The sequence below is a fragment of the Coleofasciculus sp. LEGE 07092 genome, from assembly GCF_015207375.1.
In the GTDB taxonomy this organism is placed as follows: Bacteria; Cyanobacteriota; Cyanobacteriia; order Cyanobacteriales; family Coleofasciculaceae; genus LEGE-07092.
The window spans coordinates 36,831-55,372 of record NZ_JADEWY010000028.1; the positions used below are offsets into that span (position 1 = coordinate 36,831).

The window sequence follows — 18,542 nt, forward strand, 5'->3', positions numbered from 1 at the left end:
TTTGATGTTCTCTGCCCAACGTAAGAATAATCATTTTTCCTGATGGTATTACAGGTATCTCGTATCAAGAAATGGTAGATGCACCCTGGTGATTCACCCCCAGCCTTAAACTGGGGGTTTTTTGTGCCCATTAATTCCGATCGCTCGTCATCTGTTGTACATTTGACAAAGCCACTGGCAAGTCCCCACTTGTAAAATTTAGTTATGACCCGCGTAATTGGTTTAATAAGCGGCACCTCAGTCGATGGGATTGATGCGGCTTTAGTTGAGGTAGCCGGTTCAGAAGCGGATTTAACAATTGAGTTAGTAGCGGGTGAAACCTATCCCTACCCCCCCGAACTCAGAGCGAAAATTCTAGACGTCTGCGCGGGTGCTGCTCTCTCCATGGCAGAATTAGCAGCATTAGATGATGCGATTGTTGTGCAATTTGCCCAAGCCGCTCTAGCCATCCAGAAAAACCACACTTCAGCTACCCTGATTGGCTCCCACGGTCAAACCGTCTACCATCAACCTCCTAAGATGCAGGGAAAAAAGGAAACGGGGGGGAATTCTTTTGCCTCAACAACTTTATCCTCCCATCTCCCTATCTCCTCTTTGGGATACAGTCTCCAATTGGGACGGGGAGAAGCCATCGCCGAGCTAACGGCTATCAAAACCGTCAGTAATTTTCGGGCGGCTGACATTGCGGCTGGAGGGCAAGGAGCACCGATGGTGTCGAAGGTAGATGGTTACTTGCTCTCGTCGCCTACTCAGCATCGATGTATCCAAAATATTGGTGGTATCGGGAATGTGACTTATCTCCCTCCCCGTCAGGGCAATAGCTTAGAAGGCATCTTTGGTTGGGATACCGGTCCTGGGAACAGCTTGTTAGATTTAGCCGTACAATATTTTACAAATGGCAGTAAAACCTACGACGGAGAGGGGAGCTGGGCGCGGCAGGGTAAGATTTGCGATTCTTTGCTACAGCAGTGGTTAGAGCAAGATTTTTTTCAGACACCACCGCCAAAATCCACAGGACGGGAGTTGTTTGGTCAGGACTACTTACAACAGTGTTTGGCTCAAAGTCAAGGTTATCATCTGAGTCCGGCTGATATGCTGGCAACCCTGACCGAACTCACTGTCGCCTCTATCGAACAAAGCTACCGCCGCTTTTTGCCCCAGCTTCCTGAGGAAGTTCTTTTGTGTGGGGGGGGGAGCCGCAACCTCTATTTAAAGGAACGCCTGCAAGCCAGGTTAGAATCGGTGCAGGTGCTAACTACTGATGAAGCTGGGATGAGTGGGGATTTCAAAGAAGCGATCGCCTTTGCTGTTTTGGCTTACTGGCGGATTTTGGGAATTGCTGGCAATTTACCTCAGGTTACTGGAGCTAGGGTCGCAGCAGTATTGGGAAACATCCACCCCCCCTACGGCTAAACTCTCAGCCCAGGTTCTATCTCCTGTAAAACTCCGGTTATACTGAAACATACTTGACACTATTCATCCTCATTTATGGCATTTTGCCAATTAGTGGAGTTTAAGCTAATTACTAATCTTTAATGAGGGGAATTTTAAAGACATGATGTTGGATAATAGGCAAAGGGTAACGCCGTGGCTCACACCTTTTTAATGGAGGCGGGACGCTGGACACTCCAGGGAAATTGGCTGGAGCGTAATGGGCTGCTATTCGCCGTCAAAGGTAAGACAATTATTGCCTGGGGTCGGGAGAACTGGTTCACAATGGTCACCAAACTAGTTTTTCCCGATAGTGAGCGTGAGGATATTTCGTTTCAATATCGGGGGCGTCTTGATGCTGGGGAACGACAGTATACCTTCGTCTTACAGCACAGTGTCTTAGGTCGGGTTGAGGGTGAGGGTTGGGTTACTCCAGAATCCATTGTGCAGCGCTATTGGGTCTTGGGCGATCGCCAAAGGCGCAGTGGCTTTGAAACCAGACATCGCCTTAATAACAACACTTACCATCTATCAAGTAGCATTATGGCGGGACACTATCTAACTAGCACTATGGAAGCAACGATGGAACGTCAGCCAGAATAGTAATAGTCCGACATCTAGATATCAGTAGCGTTTGGTAGATAGCCGTCTCCACGGTTAGAAGCCATGGGCTAGTGGCAGTTTCGCTGAATTTAATCAGAAATGCCAGGGGAGCCATTCCCAATCAATCGCCCAACCAAAGCAGGTAAGTGCCATTTCTAGTTTAAGTGAGCGGCTGCAACCTTAACTGACCTGATGAATGCAAGGTTGTTAGGAAAAAGATCAAAGGGGATAATTTTGCCCGGTTCTCCTTTCCTTCCTATCACTGAATGGTCAATTTTAGATTACAACCGTGAAAGAAGGAGGTAGTGCCTCACTAAATGTCCGTTCAGGCGTCATCACTTTTTGGTTGTAGGTCAAATGGGAACGCGCCATCTTCAAGCTATCACTCAGCCAATTATGACCAAAGACCCTAACGACAGTCGCATACTCGCCAATCGCTATCAACTTGTCGAGCTGATAGGCAAAGGCGCTATGGGTCAAGTTTATAAAGCTAAAGATATGTTACTTGGCGGTGTTATTGTTGCTGTCAAGTTTATTTCCCAAGCATTGCTAAATCAGAAAATGCGCCTTCGTTTTGAGCGAGAGGCAACCATCTGTGCACTACTTGGTGAAAAAAGCAATCATATCGTGCGTGTCAGAGACTATGGCGTCGATGAAAACGAGATTTCGTTCTACGTCATGGAATACCTCGAAGGCAAAAACTTGAGCGAAATTATCCGCTCACAACCTTTGCCCTTACCTCGGTTTCTCAATATTGCCCGCCAAATTGGTTTAGGACTGCAATGCGCCCACAAGGGGATTGTGATTGAAGGTGAACTCAGCCCCATTATTCACCGGGATATTAAACCCAGTAATATCCTCGTTATTCAAGACACCTCTTTTGGCGAACTTGTCAAAATTCTCGACTTTGGTATTGCTAAACTCCTGCAATCCACTAGCGATCAAACTCACTCGTTTATGGGTACTCTGGCTTACTGTTCACCAGAGCAAATGGAGGGCAAGGAACTTGACAAACGCTCCGACATTTACAGTCTGGGAGTGATGATGTTTGAGATGCTCACTGGCGAAATGCCCGTTGTCGGAGAAACTCATTCTTTCGGTGGCTGGTACAAAGCCCATCGCTTCGATTCTCCCAGAACCTTTGAGTCGGCGAATCCTAACCTAAAATTGCCGAAAATTCTGGAAAATCTAGTCATGAGCTGTCTGGCAAAAGAGCCTGCCGATCGCCCCCAAAGTATTGAACAACTTCTTCAGGCATTGGAACCGTTAGAACAGCGTTTCGGTAAAGGAAGGCAACTCGGGCAACGGATTGGTGAAGTGCTCTCTAAATTTCCGGTTGTCCAAGATGCGTCAACCCAGCACCTTCCCACCACCGATGAACTTTGCCTGCGGACTTCTTGGCCCAAAGATAAACCGAAAGCCGCTATTGTTTTTCCTCATATTATTCGCACTAACCGCGAAGTATTAGCGACCCTTTGGGTGATGCTTACCAAGGAAGATATTCAAAAACGCCAAGTTAGTACTCGCTATAACCAATTTTTGTTCTTAACCTCACCCCATCCCATGCTGTTGTGGATTACAGCACTTCACAACCGAGAACATGGCGCTCGTTGGCTGACGTGTTACCTCGATCTCAAAACATCCCTCGGTCAAAAAGTGGTGAGAATCTTAGGAGAAAATGGCTCATACCGAATCTTGTTCTTTGCTCTATCTGAACCTGAACGCTGTGCCACCGTCATGAGTTCTACCATTGCTCCGATGCAACGAAAATTGCTAATCCAATGGGCAAATGCTGGTCAGGCAGCACCGTCAGTCTCTCAGCCCCAACTCAGTAAACGCCTTCTCAAGCAGGAGTTTGAGAAACTTAAGCCCAAAATTTTAATGAAGTTAGAAGCCATTCATACCGATTATCCGACCGATATTTCTGGTTAGTTATGAATTATGAATGAAAGAAAACAATTTATTTCTCAATTCATAATTCATAACTCATAAATCAAGCTAGTTGTTTCACTTCCGAAACAAGGTTTGCCACGACATCCTTGGCACTGCCAAACAGCATCATGGTCTTGTCTTTGTAGAACAGATCGTTATCAACACCAGCAAAACCAGTACTCATGCTTCGCTTAATCACGATCGCGTGCTTGGCTTTGTCCACTTCCAAAATAGGCATTCCGTAAATCGGGCTACTGCTGTTGCTTTTGGCGGCTGGATTAACCACATCATTGGCACCAATCACCAGGGCGACATCGGTTTCATCAAATTGAGAATTGATGTCATCCATGTCGTAGAGCTGAGAATAAGGAACATTGGCTTCTGCCAACAACACGTTCATATGTCCCGGCATCCGACCGGCAACGGGGTGAATCGCATATTTTACCTCAACACCCAGTTTTTCAAGCTGATCTGCCAACTCTCGTACTGTGTGCTGTGCCTGCGCCACTGCCATACCGTAGCCGGGAACAACCACCACGTTACGGGCATAACCCAACATCATTGCACCTTCTTCAGCACCGATGCTGTGGACAACCTTATCGCCGCCATCACCCACAGCACCAGCACCACCAACCCCGCCGCCATCGCCACCAAAGGCGCTAAACAGCACATTGGGGAGCGAACGGTTCATCGCTTTACACATGATGTTGGTCAAAATCAAACCAGAAGCCCCCACCAACGCGCCAGCAACAATTAGCATATCGTTCATTACCACAAAACCGGCTGCGCTGGCAGCTAAACCGGAAAACGAGTTCAGCAGTGAGATCACAACCGGCATATCGCCGCCGCCAATGGGGAGGACGAACAATATCCCCAATACCGAGGAAACCCCAACCATTGTTAGGAAGACCGTTAGATTTTCGGGTGTGACGAGCAGATAACCACTGCAAACCAAAAAGCTAATTAATAACAAGGCATTAAAGGGCTGCTGCAAGGGAAATTTGACTGGTTTTCCGGCAATCAAACCTTGCAACTTACCAAAAGCAACCAAACTACCCGTTAAAGTGACACCACCAATTAAGACACCGAGAATCACGGTAATAGTGGAACCGATAGGTACGCCTACACCCGCGTCAATTAAGCGCCAAAATTCACCAATCGCAACCAGTGCGGAAGCCGCACCGCCCAAGCCATTCAGCAAACCTACCATCTGGGGCATGGCGGTCATTTCTACTTTATAAGCCGCGATCGCACCGATAATTGACCCAAGGGCAATCCCCACTAGAACCATTTGATAGTTCAAAACCTGTTGGTTCAATAAAGTCGCCACTACTGCCAGTAGCATACCCACCGATGCCAACACATTGCCATTACGAGCGGTGGCTGGCGAACCCAACTTTTTCAAACCCAAGATAAATAATGAGGTCGCCACTAAATACGTTAGTTCGATCCCAGTCGCCAGAAAGTTGGTCATGCCTTCACCTCTTTTTTCTTGAACATTTGCAACATCCGATCAGTCACCAAGAAACCACCCACTACATTAATAGTTGCCAGCACCACAGCAATTAAGCCCAAAATCACCGTGACATTCCATTCCTTCGGACCGGCAATAAGCAACGCGCCGATGACGGCAATACCAGAAATAGCGTTAGCACCAGACATTAAAGGGGTGTGGAGGGTTGGCGGCACTTTGTTGATTACTTCAAAACCCACAAACGATGCCAGCACAAAGACGAACAAACTCGCAATCAATGCGGTTGTCATAGGTTGAAAAACTCCTTATTTGTTGATTGTTGATTGGCAAAGGCGATGAACCCTGAACATAACCTATACCGCTGCACTCATTTGAGCTAAGACATCCTTGACTCGTTGGTTGAGAATTTCACCCCCATGGGTGATGCAAGTGCTGGCAATGATGTCATCGTCAAAATTTAACTGCAACTGACCCTCTTTAATCAGGTATTGCAGCAGAGTAGAGATGTTCTTGGCGTACATCTGACTGGCATTAACTGGCATTGAAGATGGCAAGTTAATCGGACCAATAATCGTCACCCCGTGGCGCACGACATCTTTACCCGCTTCAGTACCAGCACAGTTACCTCCTTGTTCGGCAGCGAGATCGACAATCACCGATCCCGGCTTCATCTGTTGCACCATTTCTTCACTCACCAGTAGGGGAGCCTTTTTCCCTGGCACCTGAGCGGTGGTAATCACGATATCCGCTTGTTGGACGTGTTCAGCAATGAGTTCCTGAGTGCGCTGCTTAGATGCCTCAGAGACTTCTTTGGCGTAACCCCCTTCAGCTACGGTATCTTCATCAAGGGTGACTTCCACAAACCTAGCACCAAGGCTTTGTACTTCTTCCTTAACCGCCGGTCGAATATCAAAGGCTTCGACGACAGCACCCAAGCGTCGGGCAGTTGCGATCGCTTGCAGTCCCGCCACACCCGCACCGATCACAAACACTTTAGCAGGCTTAATCGTGCCAGCAGCGGTCGTCAGCATGGGGAAAAACTTCGGCAACGCTGCTGCTGCAATCAGTACCGCTTTGTAACCTGCCACGCCAGCTTGAGATGAGAGCGCATCCATACTCTGGGCGCGGCTGGTGCGGGGGATCAACTCCATGCCAAACGCCGTTACTTTGCAATTTGCCAGTTGCTGCACAAGTTCGGGTTTGCCCAAAGGGTTGAGGAAGCTGATTAATGTGGTTCCTTCCCGCATTTGGTTAATTTCCTGCTCTTTGGGCAGGCTAACTTTTAGCACGACATCGCTATCACCCCACAGCATTGCTGTATCAGAGCTTAACTGAGCACCCGCCTCTTCGTAGGCGCGATCGCTAAAGAACGCTCCCTCTCCAGCACCCGTTTCCACCCAAATTTCCAAGCCCTGTTTGACTAAACGGGCAACTGTGTCAGGAATCAAGGCAACTCGATTTTCTCCGACTTCAATTTCTTTGACAAGGGCTATTTTCATAAGCACTCCTTAGTAACGGTAGTAACGGTCAAAAAAAATTCGTGACTCCCAAGTGGTTTCAAGTTTTGAAGAGAGCACTGAAAATCATGACAGCCGTTGCAGTCCACTGTTGTTCCTTTGAATACCCCTGATTGATTTTATTTGGGGGAGTCGTATCTCGCGTAGCCGTGAGCCTTTCGGACATTTGCCTTGCCTTTTAGAGTATGCAGGTTTAAAGGGGAAGGAGAAAATATAATTTCTTTTGACCGTTCAACCCTGTTCCCTGACTTGGGAAAAGATGTGTTTCCTCTGGCAAAATGTGCGATCGCTCACTCAGTCTTCGTATTTAGGCTTACTCCGCATACCACAGTTCAAACCTAGCTTGCCCTTAACGAAATATCTATAGCAAATGTCCTCTTGTTTCTGCAACCAACAACTTGTGTCGCTTTATCTTTACTTCCCCCTGAAGACTCCTATTATCTTGTCTTGGATTTCACACCAGAAGCTGACCCAGTTCGCAACGGGGCTGATAAGCCCATAACTCCTTGCATACTAATGTTGATCGGGCAATCCGAACGCCTATTTTTAACTTCTCTTAGGAATTCCGAGTTTGCATCTCATGGCTGCTCGTGTGATTGTTACTACTCAGCAGGATTCAGCAGTTTTTTTCAGTGGGTGTGTATAGTTAGCTACAAAAAGCTCTGGGAAATTGGAAACAGGTCATTGCCAAGCCTTAACACTACGTCAGTGAAAATGTAGTGTAGCACTGAATTCTCTAGTGCAGCGTGGCGGAAATAAGTGACCCCCTTGTCCTCTTTATCCCCCTTGTCTCTCTTGAAGTAGTCAAAAACTGCTGCCGAGATGCACTAGTTTTTTGGGTTTCCTTGCCTCTTCTCCCAACTCCCGGCACTTTCGGAGTGCCTCGAACGTCTCCCCTAGTGACTCAAGTCTGCTAAAGTCAAAAACAGTAAAATTTAGTAACAAAAGTTCAGATTCTGATTCCGACAGAAGTAGTAAATCTATGATTTCCAAAAAATTTTCTATGGGACGCTTGTTCTCAGCATTGGCGATTAGCGGTTGTTTGCTGACTGGCATCGCTGCCACTAGTTTCGCTCAGAGCAATTCCGGACTCACCATCTTTAGCGGTGTTGAACGGGAAAATCTCCTGAGATATTACTTAGATTTTGGGGGTCGTGCGAACCAGTGGGATCGTTACCGACTGAGGATTCCTGCCAAAAAAATGGAATTGGGGGTTTCTCAGTTTGTCATTTCCTATCCCGATTATTATACGGGCAAGTTTGACCCCGACCGCATTGAGGTGCGTGTCAAAGGCGAATCCGTTCCCCTTTCTGAGGTGAACTGGGATCAAGAGAATTACCGAATCCAAATTTATTTGGATGAACCTATTCAAGCCGGGAATAAGGTTGAAATTGTCCTCTCTAACGTCAAAAATCCACGCTTTGGCGGGACATTCTACTTTAACTGTTTGATCTTAACTCCAGGTGATATTCCTCTACCTCGTTCTGTCGGCACCTGGATTTTGACGATTAGTTGACGTTTTCATCCCAAAGCAGGAATCGATTAAGCTCCCTTTCTGTTTAAATGCTATAATTATAGATTGTGACTCTTTGTGACGTCAGGGGAAAGCGGCAAAACCCGCCCCGCTTTCTTGCGAATTTTCCTGTAAGGGATGGGATGTCTAGCGGAATTAGGTTTAACTCATGACTAAGCGTACATTAGGCGGCACTAACCGCAAACAAAAAAGAAAATTGGGTTTTCGAGCTCGAATGCGCACCAAAAACGGTCGAGCTGTGATTAAAGCCCGTCGCAGCAGGGGACGTTTTCGTCTCTGCGTATAGATGGCAAGATTTGCTGTCGATTTGTAGCGACCGACACTAATCGTCGGTCGATTTTGCTATTAGGAGTCTCTCGGAAGTGTTGCCTCAACTCAATCGACTGAAACACTGGCGAGATTTTCAAGCGGTTTATCAGAAAGGAATTCGGCGTTCGGGGCGTCATTTAACCTTACGGGGGCTGCGTCAGCCCGTCAGTACTGGACATGGATCAAATCGAAGCAAGTGGAACGAAGAAGAGCAGCCGCCCACCCGCATTGGCATTTCCATCAGCCAAAAAGTTAGCAAAAAAGCAGTGGTGCGCAATCGCATTAAGCGCCAAATTCGGGCGGCTTTGCGCCAGTTGTTGCCAGGACTATCACCGGGATGGCGACTGGTGGTGGTAGTGCGCCCGACAGCTCTAGAGTGCGATTATGCACAAATTTTGAGAGAATTAGAGCAGTTGATGGTAGAAATTGAGGTAGTCAATGGGCATTAAAGAAGAAACGTTCTTCGAGGGCGGACCTCATGTGGGCGATCTGATTATTAACCTTTTGGTAGGATTGACGATCATTGGCTTGCCCTTAACCGTAGGTGCAATCGTGCGTGCCTTGTGGCTACGCTATCGAATTACAAATCGCCGCATCACGGTGACGGGAGGATGGCAGGGACGCGATCGCACCGATATTATCTATGCTGAAGTCGCGAAAGTTAAAAAAATTCCCCGTGGTATTGGTGCTTGGGGAGATATTGTGGTCATCCTCAAGGATAATAGCCGCTTAGAATTGAGAGCCATCCCTCGGTTTCGTGAAATCTATGACTATATTGCCGAACGAGCTGCCGACAAAAATAGCAAACCTCTTGATTCAGTAAAGGCTTAGGGTATCGATATCGGCGGGAAAGCTCTACTGTGGGTAGTTGAGCTTCAACATTCAAAGAGGATTTTTTTGAACGTTGAAGGGACGCGGCACGGGTATTTGTCCCTATTTTTCCAAAAGAACCCGTACTCCCGAAGAACCCGTACTCCCGCCGCAACCTGTAGATAGCCGGAATTCAATAAATGTTCTTGTGAGAAGGCGATCGTATTCAGAAGCTGCCTGTAGACCGATGCTGACAATGAATTCTCTCATTTGGACAAATATTAGATAGATTAGATTCAGAAAACTTTACAACGCCTAGGTTGACTTTATACGAATGGATTTTGGTATCGGGTTTCTCTCTAACAACGTCATGTTGCCAATCCTGGATTTCTTTTACGGGATTGTGCCAAGCTATGGTCTTGCTATCGTGGCACTGACCTTGGTTATTCGCTTTGCCCTCTATCCCCTCAATGCAGGTTCCATTCGCAACATGAGGCGTATGCGAATCACCCAACCGCTCATGAAAAAGCGGCAAGAGGAAATTCAGAACAAGTATGCCGACGACAAGGTTAAACAGCAGGAGGAAATGAGCAAGCTTTTTAAAGAGTTTGGCAACCCCCTAGCTGGGTGTTTCCCCGTCCTGTTACAAATGCCAGTGCTGTTCGCTTTGTTTGCGACTTTGCGGGGTTCACCCTTTTCAGATGTTAAGTACGCTGTTAACCTTCAAATCTTTCCCCAAGAAAAAATAGAGTTCATTCAACCCCAAGCCTTTGCGACCAAACCGCAAAATATTTACTTTACTGATGGGGCTCATGCCCCCGTCGCTGCCGTGTTACCAGGAGGCAACCGATTAGTAGAGGGTGAAAAAACGAAACTAGAATTTCAGACCGTTGAAGGCAAACCCCTAAAAGCCTTGTTAGCAGAGTATCCAGACACAAAAATCATTCCGAACTGGCACATTACCAAAGGGGAAGAACTCCTTCGTCTGAATGAAGACGGTACCCTCGAAGCCCTACAGCCAGGAGAAGTCACCTTAGAAGGTAAGCTTCCAGGACTAGCCGCCGATAAAGGCTTCTTGTTCATTGATGCCCTAGGGCGCGTGGGTGCCTTTGAAGACGATGGAACCATCCACTGGGATATCGTGGGCATGATCCTCTTCTTTGGCATCAGCTTGTACGTCAACCAGATTCTCACGGGTCAGAATGCCAGCGATGCTGCCCCTCAGCAAAATACAGTCAATAAGATTACTCCGGTCTTGTTTTCTGGAATGTTTTTCTTCTTCCCGTTGCCTGCTGGGGTACTGATGTATATGGTGATTGCCAATATTTTTCAGACAGCCCAGAGCTTCATTTTGATGCGAGAACCGTTGCCAGAAAATATCCAAAAGATGATGGAAGAACAAGAGAAACAGGACAAGAAAAAAGAGAGGTCTGAAAAGGCAAAATCTGGGGAGGGTCGAGAAGCGCTGCCATTTGAACCCAAACGCTCTAAGAAGAAAGCGTCAAGTTAGTTATGAACAATCAACTCATGCAGCGAGGTCAACAGTGGCTGGAAGAACTTTTACGCTTGTCGAGTTTACCGACATCGGTTCAGGTAACAGATGGTGATGACTCACAAGCCGATAAACCCAGTTATTGGTTGACTATTGATGAAACTCCGTTGACTGAAGCACAGATTCAAAGCTTGATTGGACCGGATGGAGTCGTGATTGATGCGCTTCAGTACTTAGCGAATTCAAGTCTCAATTTGGGTGCGGCGGATTATGGGCAAGCGGCTTACACCGTTGAACTCAACGGCTACCGCCTCCGGCGTCAAGAGGAACTTCGGCTATTAGCCGAGCGTGCTGCCCAGCAAGTTCGGCAGACGGGTCAAGAGTTAGAATTGAAATCTCTGTCTGCTGCTGAACGGCGTCAAGTTCATACCTTTTTGAAAGAGTGCGAAGATTTGGAAACTCATAGTCGGGGGCAAGAACCAGACCGCCGTTTAGTGGTCTGTTTGCGGTCTTAGTTAGCATTGCAGCCCGAACAACTAGTCATTAGCGACTGACTAACGGCGCTATGAATCGTTTGGAGGAGGGTATCAGCATCATGGAGGCAATTTATATTCCCGGACTGCTCAAATTACCCGAGCAAACCGATGTAATTCAGGTGAATGAATGCCTTGCTGGTTTGGAAACACTAATGCCAGTGCGAGGGCGTTTACAAGTAACCCATCAGGGGACTTACATAGAGGTTTCAGCTAAAGCCGAAACAATCGTCACCTTATCCTGCCATCGCTGTTTACAAGAGTACAATCACCGTTTAAGTATTGACGTATCAGAACTCATTTGGTTAGACGAGTCAGCCAATCAGCCCGATAGCGAACCAGTGGAGCAAGAAATTCCCTTGGAAGATTTGGTAGAAACACTGCACCCACAGGGATATTTTTATCCAGACACTTGGTTGTACGAACAACTGTGTTTAGAACTTCCTCCACGACAGCTATGTGACCCCCAGTGTTTGGGAATCAACGTGAGTGAAAACGATCATACAAAACCAATCGATCGGCGTTGGCAAGCCCTGGAAGCCCTTAAAGGGCGGCTCCCTGGATAAATTCCCTTATCCGGATGGGTAATCATCCCAAGGGAAATTAGCAAGGAAATGGTAGTGTCGTTTGAATTTTTAACGCTCAATTTCTAGTGCTATGAGTTTTAATGATGAGTTTGAGCTGCTCCTGCGTGCCCGCTATCCGTTGATTTATATTCCTACCCTGGAAGAAGAACGAGTAGAAGTTGCGATCGCTCAAACAGCAAAACGCTCGGGCGATCGCGCCGTCTACATCTGGGATTTTGTGGACGGCTACCAGGGCAACCCGAATGATGAGGGGTTCGGACGCCGCAATCCGCTACAAGCGTTAGAATTTTTAGATAAAATAGCGGAAAATGCGGCTTCGATCTTTATATTAAGAGATTTTCACCGATTTCTAGAGGATATCTCCGTTTCTCGTAAGCTTAAAAATCTGTCGCGTCTTTTAAAATCCCAACCCAAGAATATTGTCATCGTGACGCCCCAAGTTGCCGTCCCCTCAGATTTGACAGAAGTGCTGACGGTACTGGAATTTCCTCTACCTGATGTATCGGAAATCAACACCGAAGTAAAGCGCTTGCTCACGGCTACAGGTCAATCCCCGAATGATAAAGTCCTTGATGATCTGGTGCGTTCCTGTCAGGGGCTGTCCCTCGAGCGGATTCGTCGGGTACTTGCTAGGGCGATCGCTGCCCATGGGCAAATTTTGCCAGAAGATGTGGAAATGGTTCTGGAAGAAAAACGCCAATCGATTCGCCAAACCCAGATTTTAGAGTTTTACCCAGCAACCGAGCAAATTTCTGATATCGGCGGCTTGGATAACCTGAAAGACTGGCTGCTGCGTCGAGGGGGAGCTTTTACCGAACGTGCCAGACAATATGGGTTGCCCCATCCCCGTGGTTTGTTGCTAGTGGGCGTTCAAGGTACGGGAAAATCTTTAACCGCTAAAGCGATCGCTCATCACTGGCACCTCCCTCTGCTACGGTTGGATGTGGGGCGTCTATTTGGGGGTTTAGTTGGGGAATCAGAATCCCGTACCCGACAGATGATTCAGCTTGCAGAAGCCTTGGCTCCCTGCATTCTCTGGATTGACGAAATTGACAAAGCTTTTTCGGGATTTGATTCTAAAGGAGATTCCGGCACAACCAGCCGCGTCTTCGGCACCTTTATTAGTTGGCTCGCTGAAAAGCGATCGCCCGTTTTTGTTGTCGCCACTGCCAATAATATCCAAGCATTACCCCCAGAAATGCTCCGGAAAGGTCGGTTTGATGAAATCTTCTTCGTCGGTTTACCCAGCCAAGAGGAACGCCATGCTATTTTTGAACTCCATCTAGCTCGACTACGACCTCACAATCTCAAAAGTTATGATATCGAGCGCTTGGCTTACGAAACTCCTGACTTTTCAGGAGCGGAAATTGAACAAACCCTGATTGAAGCCATGCATATTGGCTTTAGCCAGAACCGAGACTTTACCACCGATGATATTCTGGAATCTGCCAGCCAGATTGTACCCCTAGCTCGCACAGCGCAAGAACAAATCCAGTTCCTTAAAGACTGGGCTGCTGCTGGCAAAGCTCGTATGGCTTCTAGAGACAGCCGTTTGAGCAGTCGCATTCAGCGCCAATTCCAGTAGATTGTTGTTGCTATTAACCACAATGTAGGGTTCATTGTTGATTTCGATGAACCATGAACCATGAACTATGAACTCTAACAACTCACCACTTCCTATGAGTTTGTCAGGTATTACTAAGTTTTTCCTCGGTTTTACTCTCGGTATCTCCCTCTTACTGGGTACTAGTGTTGCCGCTGCCTATTACTTCTACACAAAGCTTTCGGTTAACCCTCCCAGACCCATTTTTGCCGAAGAGCAACAGCCAGAAAAACCGATTGCTCAACCCGTAAAGGCTCCGAAAGCATCTTCGCAGAACAACCCCTCTAAACCCAGCCCAGCTCCTAGTAAGTCGCCAGCAACGGCAGCATTACCGCCAGGAGCCTATACAGCGAAAGTTAGCTGGCCCGAAGGGTTAAGTCTCCGAGATTCTCCTGGTTTAGAAGCCAGCCGTATTGGTGGGGTAGCTTACAACCAAGAAATTATTGTCTTGCAAGAAAGCGACGATAAAAAATGGCAGAAAGTGCGATTGGCAGAAGGCGAACAAGAAGGTTGGGTAAAAGCGGGTAATATTGAACGAGTTGATAACTAAAGAATTACCAACAAAATCATTGCCATTGACAGGCAAAATGTGTCCTACGGGTAATTTATTTTTTGGAGTCAGACGTCAGATACAAGCTCTGAGATTAATGTCTCCTGTAGAAGGAAACCCGTTAGACATCCACCCAGCAGCCGGAGCTACAATCCTAACCCACTCGCGTCCTTCGCTATCGAGTCTGAATTGTGGGGGATTAGCGAGTGTTACACTATCTCCAAAGAACACGCCGCTGATTCTAGGGGCATTTTGATCCGGTCTTTCACGAATAGCCACACCCTCCGATCCATCATAAACAACTCTACGGCAACGACCAGGGGAAGGACGAGAAACTTCTTCACTATTGCCTCCTGCATTAGAGCAGGGTTTAAGGTCTTTTGCTTGGACAAATCCGCTGATCGGAGAGCTAATGGCTATCCAACCCGCCCTGCCGCTTTCTTCTGCCAGCTTCACTTGTTCATTTGGCTGCAAGGCTCGAATGGGATTAACTGTTGAACGTTCTGAGTAGACAAATATAGAATTCCCTGCGGCGCGGCACTGCCCCATCAACCCCTGTGCTAAGTCAAAGTCGCTCTTTTCACGGGACGAGATTGATTCTGTTGCAACGCTAGAGGGAGCTGAAGTTGTGGGAGTCATGACGGCACCAGTAGCCTCTAAACCCCCTACAGGGCTTACTAAAAAAACCAAGAGAGCAACAGGCTTGCCCCAGTAGTTCATCCTTTTCATGCGATTTATCCCCCTCATCTGATTTAATTGAGTGTTTTAAGTCAAAACGCAAACTAAAACAATCATAAGACTCAACTGCAAATCGGCTTACCGATCGCCCGTGCGGATGTCGAGGAAAGCAAGGGGGATCAGGAACATAACAGAGCCGCAGGAAAAACGTTCCTTTGGATCTCGTGAAATATCAGCGAGTCCATTATGTTAAGAAAGTTGACTAAATCTAAACCTTGATTGCAATAGTTTAGATACCCCTTAAGTAAATGAAAACTGAATGGTAGCTTGAGAAAGCCTCTCTGGATTCATTTACTACAATTTCAACAAAAATGTACAACAAAAATACAAACAAGGATCTATTAACTGCCCTTGTTACTGCTGGACTGGGTGCAGGAGTTGTTACCTCTTTTGCAGTTAGCCAAGGTCAAAATCCCCTTTTGGCTCTGGCAATTACAGGTATAGCAGCTCTATTTGCTGTTCTCTTTGATAAAGCGGGATTACTTTAAACTCAAAATTTGTTACAAAAAATAATGATTTTCCGAAATTAAAGGTTCGATAGACACAATTGTAGGCGTTTGACCCCATCAAAAAACTTGGTCAGACCCAGGGAGAACCAAAGTCAATTTTGAGAGGGCTTTGGTTTTTTTAGTTCAAAAAAGATATAATATGACGTTCCAAAAAATTAAAGATATCTCCCCTAACGGAATTTTGCTTGATAAACTAGCGTTAAAAATTGTCTCGTAGAATTATGGAAACCCTTGCCTATCTCGATCTTGCCCTAGCCTACGAAGCACCAGCGAATACCACTCCAGAGAGCTTGCAGTTGGATGAGTGGCTAACATTACCCAAGTTTTCGACATCCGTTCGCCTTTACCTGCTGACACTAGTCGTTATTTTCGGTATTTTCGGAATTGCAGGCGAAGCCTTAGCACAGACGATCAGACAAGGTAGTAGAGGTTCAGACGTGACTGAGGTTCAGCAGCGTTTGCGGGAACTGGGGTATTTCAAGGAACAACCCACCGGCTATTTTGGTGAAATCACGGAGGATGCGGTGATTGGCTTCCAGTTAGAGAAAGGGCTGACTCCAGATGGTATTGTTGGGCAGCGCACTCGAACACAGTTATTCGGTGGTACAGTTGGGTCTAGCTTTAATACGGCGGTTTCCCTAGGAACTCTGCCACCTCCCACTAATCTGATGGGAACTCTGCCACCGCCCCCCAATTCTTCAGGGACGTTTCCACTTCCCCCCAGCATTCCAGGAGGTATTCCTATCCAAGATGTTACCCAAGAGCCTTTTGTCAGAGAACTGAGTCCTGGCGATCGCGGACAAGAGGTTATTGAACTTCAACTCAAGTTGAGACAAGAAGGGTTTGATCCAGGTGCTGTTGATGGCGTTTATGGTATTCAAACCGAGAGAGCTGTTAGACAGTTTCAGATAACCAATGGTTTGTTATCTAACGGTGTTGCTAGTCAGGAAACACTGGCTGCACTGGGTATCGTTGCTGAAATTGCTGGCTGCGCTCGGGCTGGCTATGTAGTAGTTGTACCTGTTAGTAATGGCGATACACTGACATCTGTACAGCGATACATTTCGAGTGCTTGTCCAGATGATTCACGACGAGGCAAGTTTGTCAATGCTGGAGCATTCCGCAGTCGTGCCAGTGCTGAAAGCCGCTCTTATTTTTTGCGATCGCAGGGACTGGATGCACGGGTAGCACGTTTCTGATTTTCAAGCAAAAAGAACCGACTGAAAAGTCGGTTCTCTAAATTTTCGGTCTCTTCGAGGGAGGAAATTCTAGCCCCTACCTAGCTCAACGCTTCCAAATAATCCCGCACGCGATTACGACGTTTGGGTTGCCGCAATTTTTGCAGGGCTTTTGCCTCAATTTGGCGCACTCGTTCACGAGAGAGTTCCAATGCGCGACCAATTTCGGCTAATGAGTAAGGATGACCATCTCCCAACCCAAATCGCATGCAAATCACATCCCGTTCGCGGCTAGTGAGATCCGCTAGCAGTTGCTGCAAATCTCGCTGTAGCGCTTCTCGCATTAAGACTTCTTCTGGAGAGGTTTCCTCAGTTTCGAGCAAATCCCCCAGTTCGGTGTCTTTTTCTTTGCCCACTTTAATTTCTAATGAAACTGAGCGAGGTACTCGCAGCAAGACTTCTCGTACCTGAGGCGCATCCATTTCTAACTCTTTGGCAATATCCTCAATAGTTGCCGTGCGACCTTGTTCTTGAGAAATCTTACGCTGGGCTTTTTTTATTTTGTTGAGTTTTTCGGTGATATGAACTGGCAAGCGAATGGTACGACTTTGAGTGGCAATCGCGCGGGTGATACCCTGACGAATCCACCAATAGGCGTAGGTGCTAAAACGATACCCTTTGGTGGGATCGAATTTCTCAACCGCTCGCTCCAGTCCCAGAGTACCTTCCTGAATTAAATCGAGAAGTTCTAAACCGCGATTTTGATACTTTTTGGCTACGGACACCACTAAACGTAAGTTAGCTTTGATCATGTGTTCCTTAGCCCGGATACCCTGAGCTTGGATTTGATCTAGCTCCTGGACGGTTAGTCCAGCTAATTCTGCCCAACGCCGCTTTCCGACTGACAACATCGGTTTCAGGTTTGAAACTTCGACACCAGCGACAGCAGCCCACCGTTCCAAAGAGGGGCGGTGTCCCAATTGAGACGCTAGACGATCATGAGTCTCTATTAGATGAACAAAATGGGTGATCGTTTCATCTTCTGGCATAGCCGACTGGGTTCGCAATTCCAACAGTCGCATATGGCGCTGAACTTTTTGGGCTTCGGAGACTTCCTCATCTCGCCTCAGTAACCGAACTCGACCGATTTCTTGAAGGTATAACCGAACCAAATCGGTGGTGCGGCGGTTGGCACTTTGGGTAAAGCTAGCAGCCTCCGCGTCTTCAATCTCCGTTTCAACCAAATCATCCACTGGTCTTTCCAGATCTTCGCTGTAGACAGGCAGCTCGTGGTCGATTTCCGTGTCGGCATAGAAAGGAGTGGCTGGCATAATAATCTCTTAATTACGACCGATGACAACACTTGATAACGAGTGTGTCACACTTACTACTAGAATTCCCACCCTTGATGACCGGATAACAGCGCTTATCTTTTTTTTCACCAGCAAAGGTTACCCGTTTACTTTGGGAACCCCACTTGGTGTGTACTGCTATGCGTGTGGCTTTAGCCTCAATCACTACCCGACTTTTGGCATTAAGCCTAAAAATCTGTCATTAGTAGGATGACTGTGCTTCTCCTCATAGCTGATAGTATAAGCGATGTACCACATGGGCAGTAGTGACTTTCGTCAAAGGTTGTATTAATCTACATCACCAATCCGGTCGATTCCTGAAAATTTCCCAGATCTAAGAAAAAATTTTTAAAATAAAGTTCCTCTCCCTTGTGAGAGCGGGGGAGCTGG

Annotated in this window: 20 protein-coding genes; 14 read left to right on the forward strand and 6 right to left on the reverse strand. The window is 47.0% G+C overall.

Annotation, left to right across the window (positions count from 1 at the left end):
• Nucleotides 1–204 precede the first annotated feature (204 nt).
• The 3 genes from IQ257_RS09255 to IQ257_RS09265 all read left to right on the forward strand — a co-directional run bounded on the left by IQ257_RS09255 (nucleotide 205) and on the right by IQ257_RS09265 (nucleotide 3,966).
• Nucleotides 205–1,413 (forward strand): anhydro-N-acetylmuramic acid kinase, encoded by a 1,209-nt coding sequence (locus tag IQ257_RS09255; protein ID WP_193878033.1) that lies wholly within the window; start codon nucleotides 205–207, stop codon nucleotides 1,411–1,413.
• Between the two features lie 174 nt (nucleotides 1,414–1,587).
• Nucleotides 1,588–2,034, forward strand: a complete 447-nt coding sequence (locus tag IQ257_RS09260; RefSeq protein WP_193878031.1) for a hypothetical protein — start codon at nucleotides 1,588–1,590, stop codon at nucleotides 2,032–2,034.
• Nucleotides 2,035–2,430: 396 nt separating this feature from the next.
• Nucleotides 2,431–3,966 (forward strand): serine/threonine protein kinase, encoded by a 1,536-nt coding sequence (locus IQ257_RS09265; RefSeq protein ID WP_193878039.1) that lies wholly within the window; start codon nucleotides 2,431–2,433, stop codon nucleotides 3,964–3,966.
• A 61-nt stretch (nucleotides 3,967–4,027) separates the two neighbouring features.
• Here the strand turns inward: IQ257_RS09265 and IQ257_RS09270 are convergent, their stop codons facing one another.
• From IQ257_RS09270 to IQ257_RS09280, 3 genes are all read right to left on the reverse strand, one after another.
• Nucleotides 4,028–5,440, reverse strand: a complete 1,413-nt coding sequence (locus tag IQ257_RS09270; protein ID WP_193878029.1) for an NAD(P)(+) transhydrogenase (Re/Si-specific) subunit beta — start codon at nucleotides 5,438–5,440, stop codon at nucleotides 4,028–4,030.
• A complete protein-coding gene (locus IQ257_RS09275; protein WP_193878027.1) occupies nucleotides 5,437–5,730 on the reverse strand; it encodes an NAD(P) transhydrogenase subunit alpha in 294 nt (97 codons plus the stop codon). Before IQ257_RS09275 ends, IQ257_RS09270 begins: the two co-directional genes overlap by 4 nt.
• Nucleotides 5,731–5,793: 63 nt before the next feature.
• Entirely contained in the window at nucleotides 5,794–6,939 is a 1,146-nt protein-coding gene (locus tag IQ257_RS09280) for a Re/Si-specific NAD(P)(+) transhydrogenase subunit alpha (RefSeq protein ID WP_193878025.1), read from the reverse strand.
• A 1,000-nt stretch (nucleotides 6,940–7,939) separates the two neighbouring features.
• Here IQ257_RS09280 and IQ257_RS09285 point away from each other — a divergent pair.
• The 4 genes from IQ257_RS09285 (at nucleotide 7,940) to IQ257_RS09300 (ending at nucleotide 9,631) form a co-directional block, all read left to right on the forward strand.
• Entirely contained in the window at nucleotides 7,940–8,473 is a 534-nt protein-coding gene (locus tag IQ257_RS09285) for a DUF2808 domain-containing protein (protein ID WP_193878023.1), read from the forward strand.
• A 166-nt stretch (nucleotides 8,474–8,639) separates the two neighbouring features.
• On the forward strand, nucleotides 8,640–8,777 hold the full coding sequence (rpmH, locus tag IQ257_RS09290) for a 50S ribosomal protein L34 (RefSeq protein WP_193878021.1): 138 nt from the start codon (nucleotides 8,640–8,642) through the stop codon (nucleotides 8,775–8,777).
• Between the two features lie 76 nt (nucleotides 8,778–8,853).
• Nucleotides 8,854–9,249, forward strand: a complete 396-nt coding sequence (gene rnpA / locus IQ257_RS09295) for a ribonuclease P protein component (protein WP_193878019.1) — start codon at nucleotides 8,854–8,856, stop codon at nucleotides 9,247–9,249.
• Nucleotides 9,239–9,631 carry a PH domain-containing protein gene (locus IQ257_RS09300; RefSeq protein ID WP_193878017.1) on the forward strand — a complete coding sequence of 131 codons (393 nt, stop codon included), beginning with the start codon at nucleotides 9,239–9,241 and terminating at the stop codon, nucleotides 9,629–9,631. The genes rnpA and IQ257_RS09300 overlap by 11 nt, the downstream gene beginning before the upstream one ends.
• A gap of 102 nt (nucleotides 9,632–9,733) precedes the next feature.
• Here IQ257_RS09300 and IQ257_RS09305 read toward each other — a convergent pair whose 3' ends face one another.
• The gene (locus IQ257_RS09305; protein WP_193878015.1) at nucleotides 9,734–9,880 is read right to left on the reverse strand and encodes a hypothetical protein; all 147 of its coding nucleotides are present in this window, start codon (nucleotides 9,878–9,880) and stop codon (nucleotides 9,734–9,736) included.
• Between the two features lie 64 nt (nucleotides 9,881–9,944).
• On the opposite strand from IQ257_RS09305, the gene yidC reads away from it, so the two are divergent.
• The 5 genes from yidC to IQ257_RS09330 all read left to right on the forward strand — a co-directional run bounded on the left by yidC (nucleotide 9,945) and on the right by IQ257_RS09330 (nucleotide 14,375).
• Nucleotides 9,945–11,120: a membrane protein insertase YidC gene (gene yidC, locus IQ257_RS09310; protein WP_193878013.1), complete on the forward strand. Its 1,176-nt coding sequence runs from the start codon at nucleotides 9,945–9,947 to the stop codon at nucleotides 11,118–11,120.
• A 2-nt stretch (nucleotides 11,121–11,122) separates the two neighbouring features.
• Nucleotides 11,123–11,617, forward strand: coding sequence for a protein jag (locus IQ257_RS09315; RefSeq protein ID WP_193878011.1), 495 nt, complete (start codon nucleotides 11,123–11,125; stop codon nucleotides 11,615–11,617).
• A gap of 80 nt (nucleotides 11,618–11,697) precedes the next feature.
• Entirely contained in the window at nucleotides 11,698–12,201 is a 504-nt protein-coding gene (locus IQ257_RS09320; RefSeq protein WP_193878037.1) for a YceD family protein, read from the forward strand.
• Between the two features lie 91 nt (nucleotides 12,202–12,292).
• Nucleotides 12,293–13,807: an AAA family ATPase gene (locus IQ257_RS09325; RefSeq protein ID WP_193878009.1), complete on the forward strand. Its 1,515-nt coding sequence runs from the start codon at nucleotides 12,293–12,295 to the stop codon at nucleotides 13,805–13,807.
• Nucleotides 13,808–13,874: 67 nt separating this feature from the next.
• Nucleotides 13,875–14,375 (forward strand): SH3 domain-containing protein, encoded by a 501-nt coding sequence (locus tag IQ257_RS09330; RefSeq protein WP_228060561.1) that lies wholly within the window; start codon nucleotides 13,875–13,877, stop codon nucleotides 14,373–14,375.
• Between the two features lie 75 nt (nucleotides 14,376–14,450).
• Here IQ257_RS09330 and IQ257_RS09335 read toward each other — a convergent pair whose 3' ends face one another.
• The gene (locus tag IQ257_RS09335; protein ID WP_193878007.1) at nucleotides 14,451–15,104 is read right to left on the reverse strand and encodes an SH3 domain-containing protein; all 654 of its coding nucleotides are present in this window, start codon (nucleotides 15,102–15,104) and stop codon (nucleotides 14,451–14,453) included.
• Nucleotides 15,105–15,424: 320 nt separating this feature from the next.
• On the opposite strand from IQ257_RS09335, the gene IQ257_RS09340 reads away from it, so the two are divergent.
• Both IQ257_RS09340 and IQ257_RS09345 read left to right on the forward strand, forming a co-directional pair.
• Complete coding sequence (locus IQ257_RS09340) at nucleotides 15,425–15,601, forward strand: hypothetical protein (RefSeq protein ID WP_193878005.1); 177 nt, start codon at nucleotides 15,425–15,427, stop codon at nucleotides 15,599–15,601.
• A 227-nt stretch (nucleotides 15,602–15,828) separates the two neighbouring features.
• Entirely contained in the window at nucleotides 15,829–16,821 is a 993-nt protein-coding gene (locus IQ257_RS09345; protein WP_193878003.1) for a peptidoglycan-binding domain-containing protein, read from the forward strand.
• A gap of 80 nt (nucleotides 16,822–16,901) precedes the next feature.
• On the opposite strand, the gene sigC is transcribed toward IQ257_RS09345, so the two are convergent.
• Nucleotides 16,902–18,131: an RNA polymerase sigma factor SigC gene (gene sigC, locus IQ257_RS09350; RefSeq protein WP_193877994.1), complete on the reverse strand. Its 1,230-nt coding sequence runs from the start codon at nucleotides 18,129–18,131 to the stop codon at nucleotides 16,902–16,904.
• Nucleotides 18,132–18,542 lie beyond the last annotated feature (411 nt).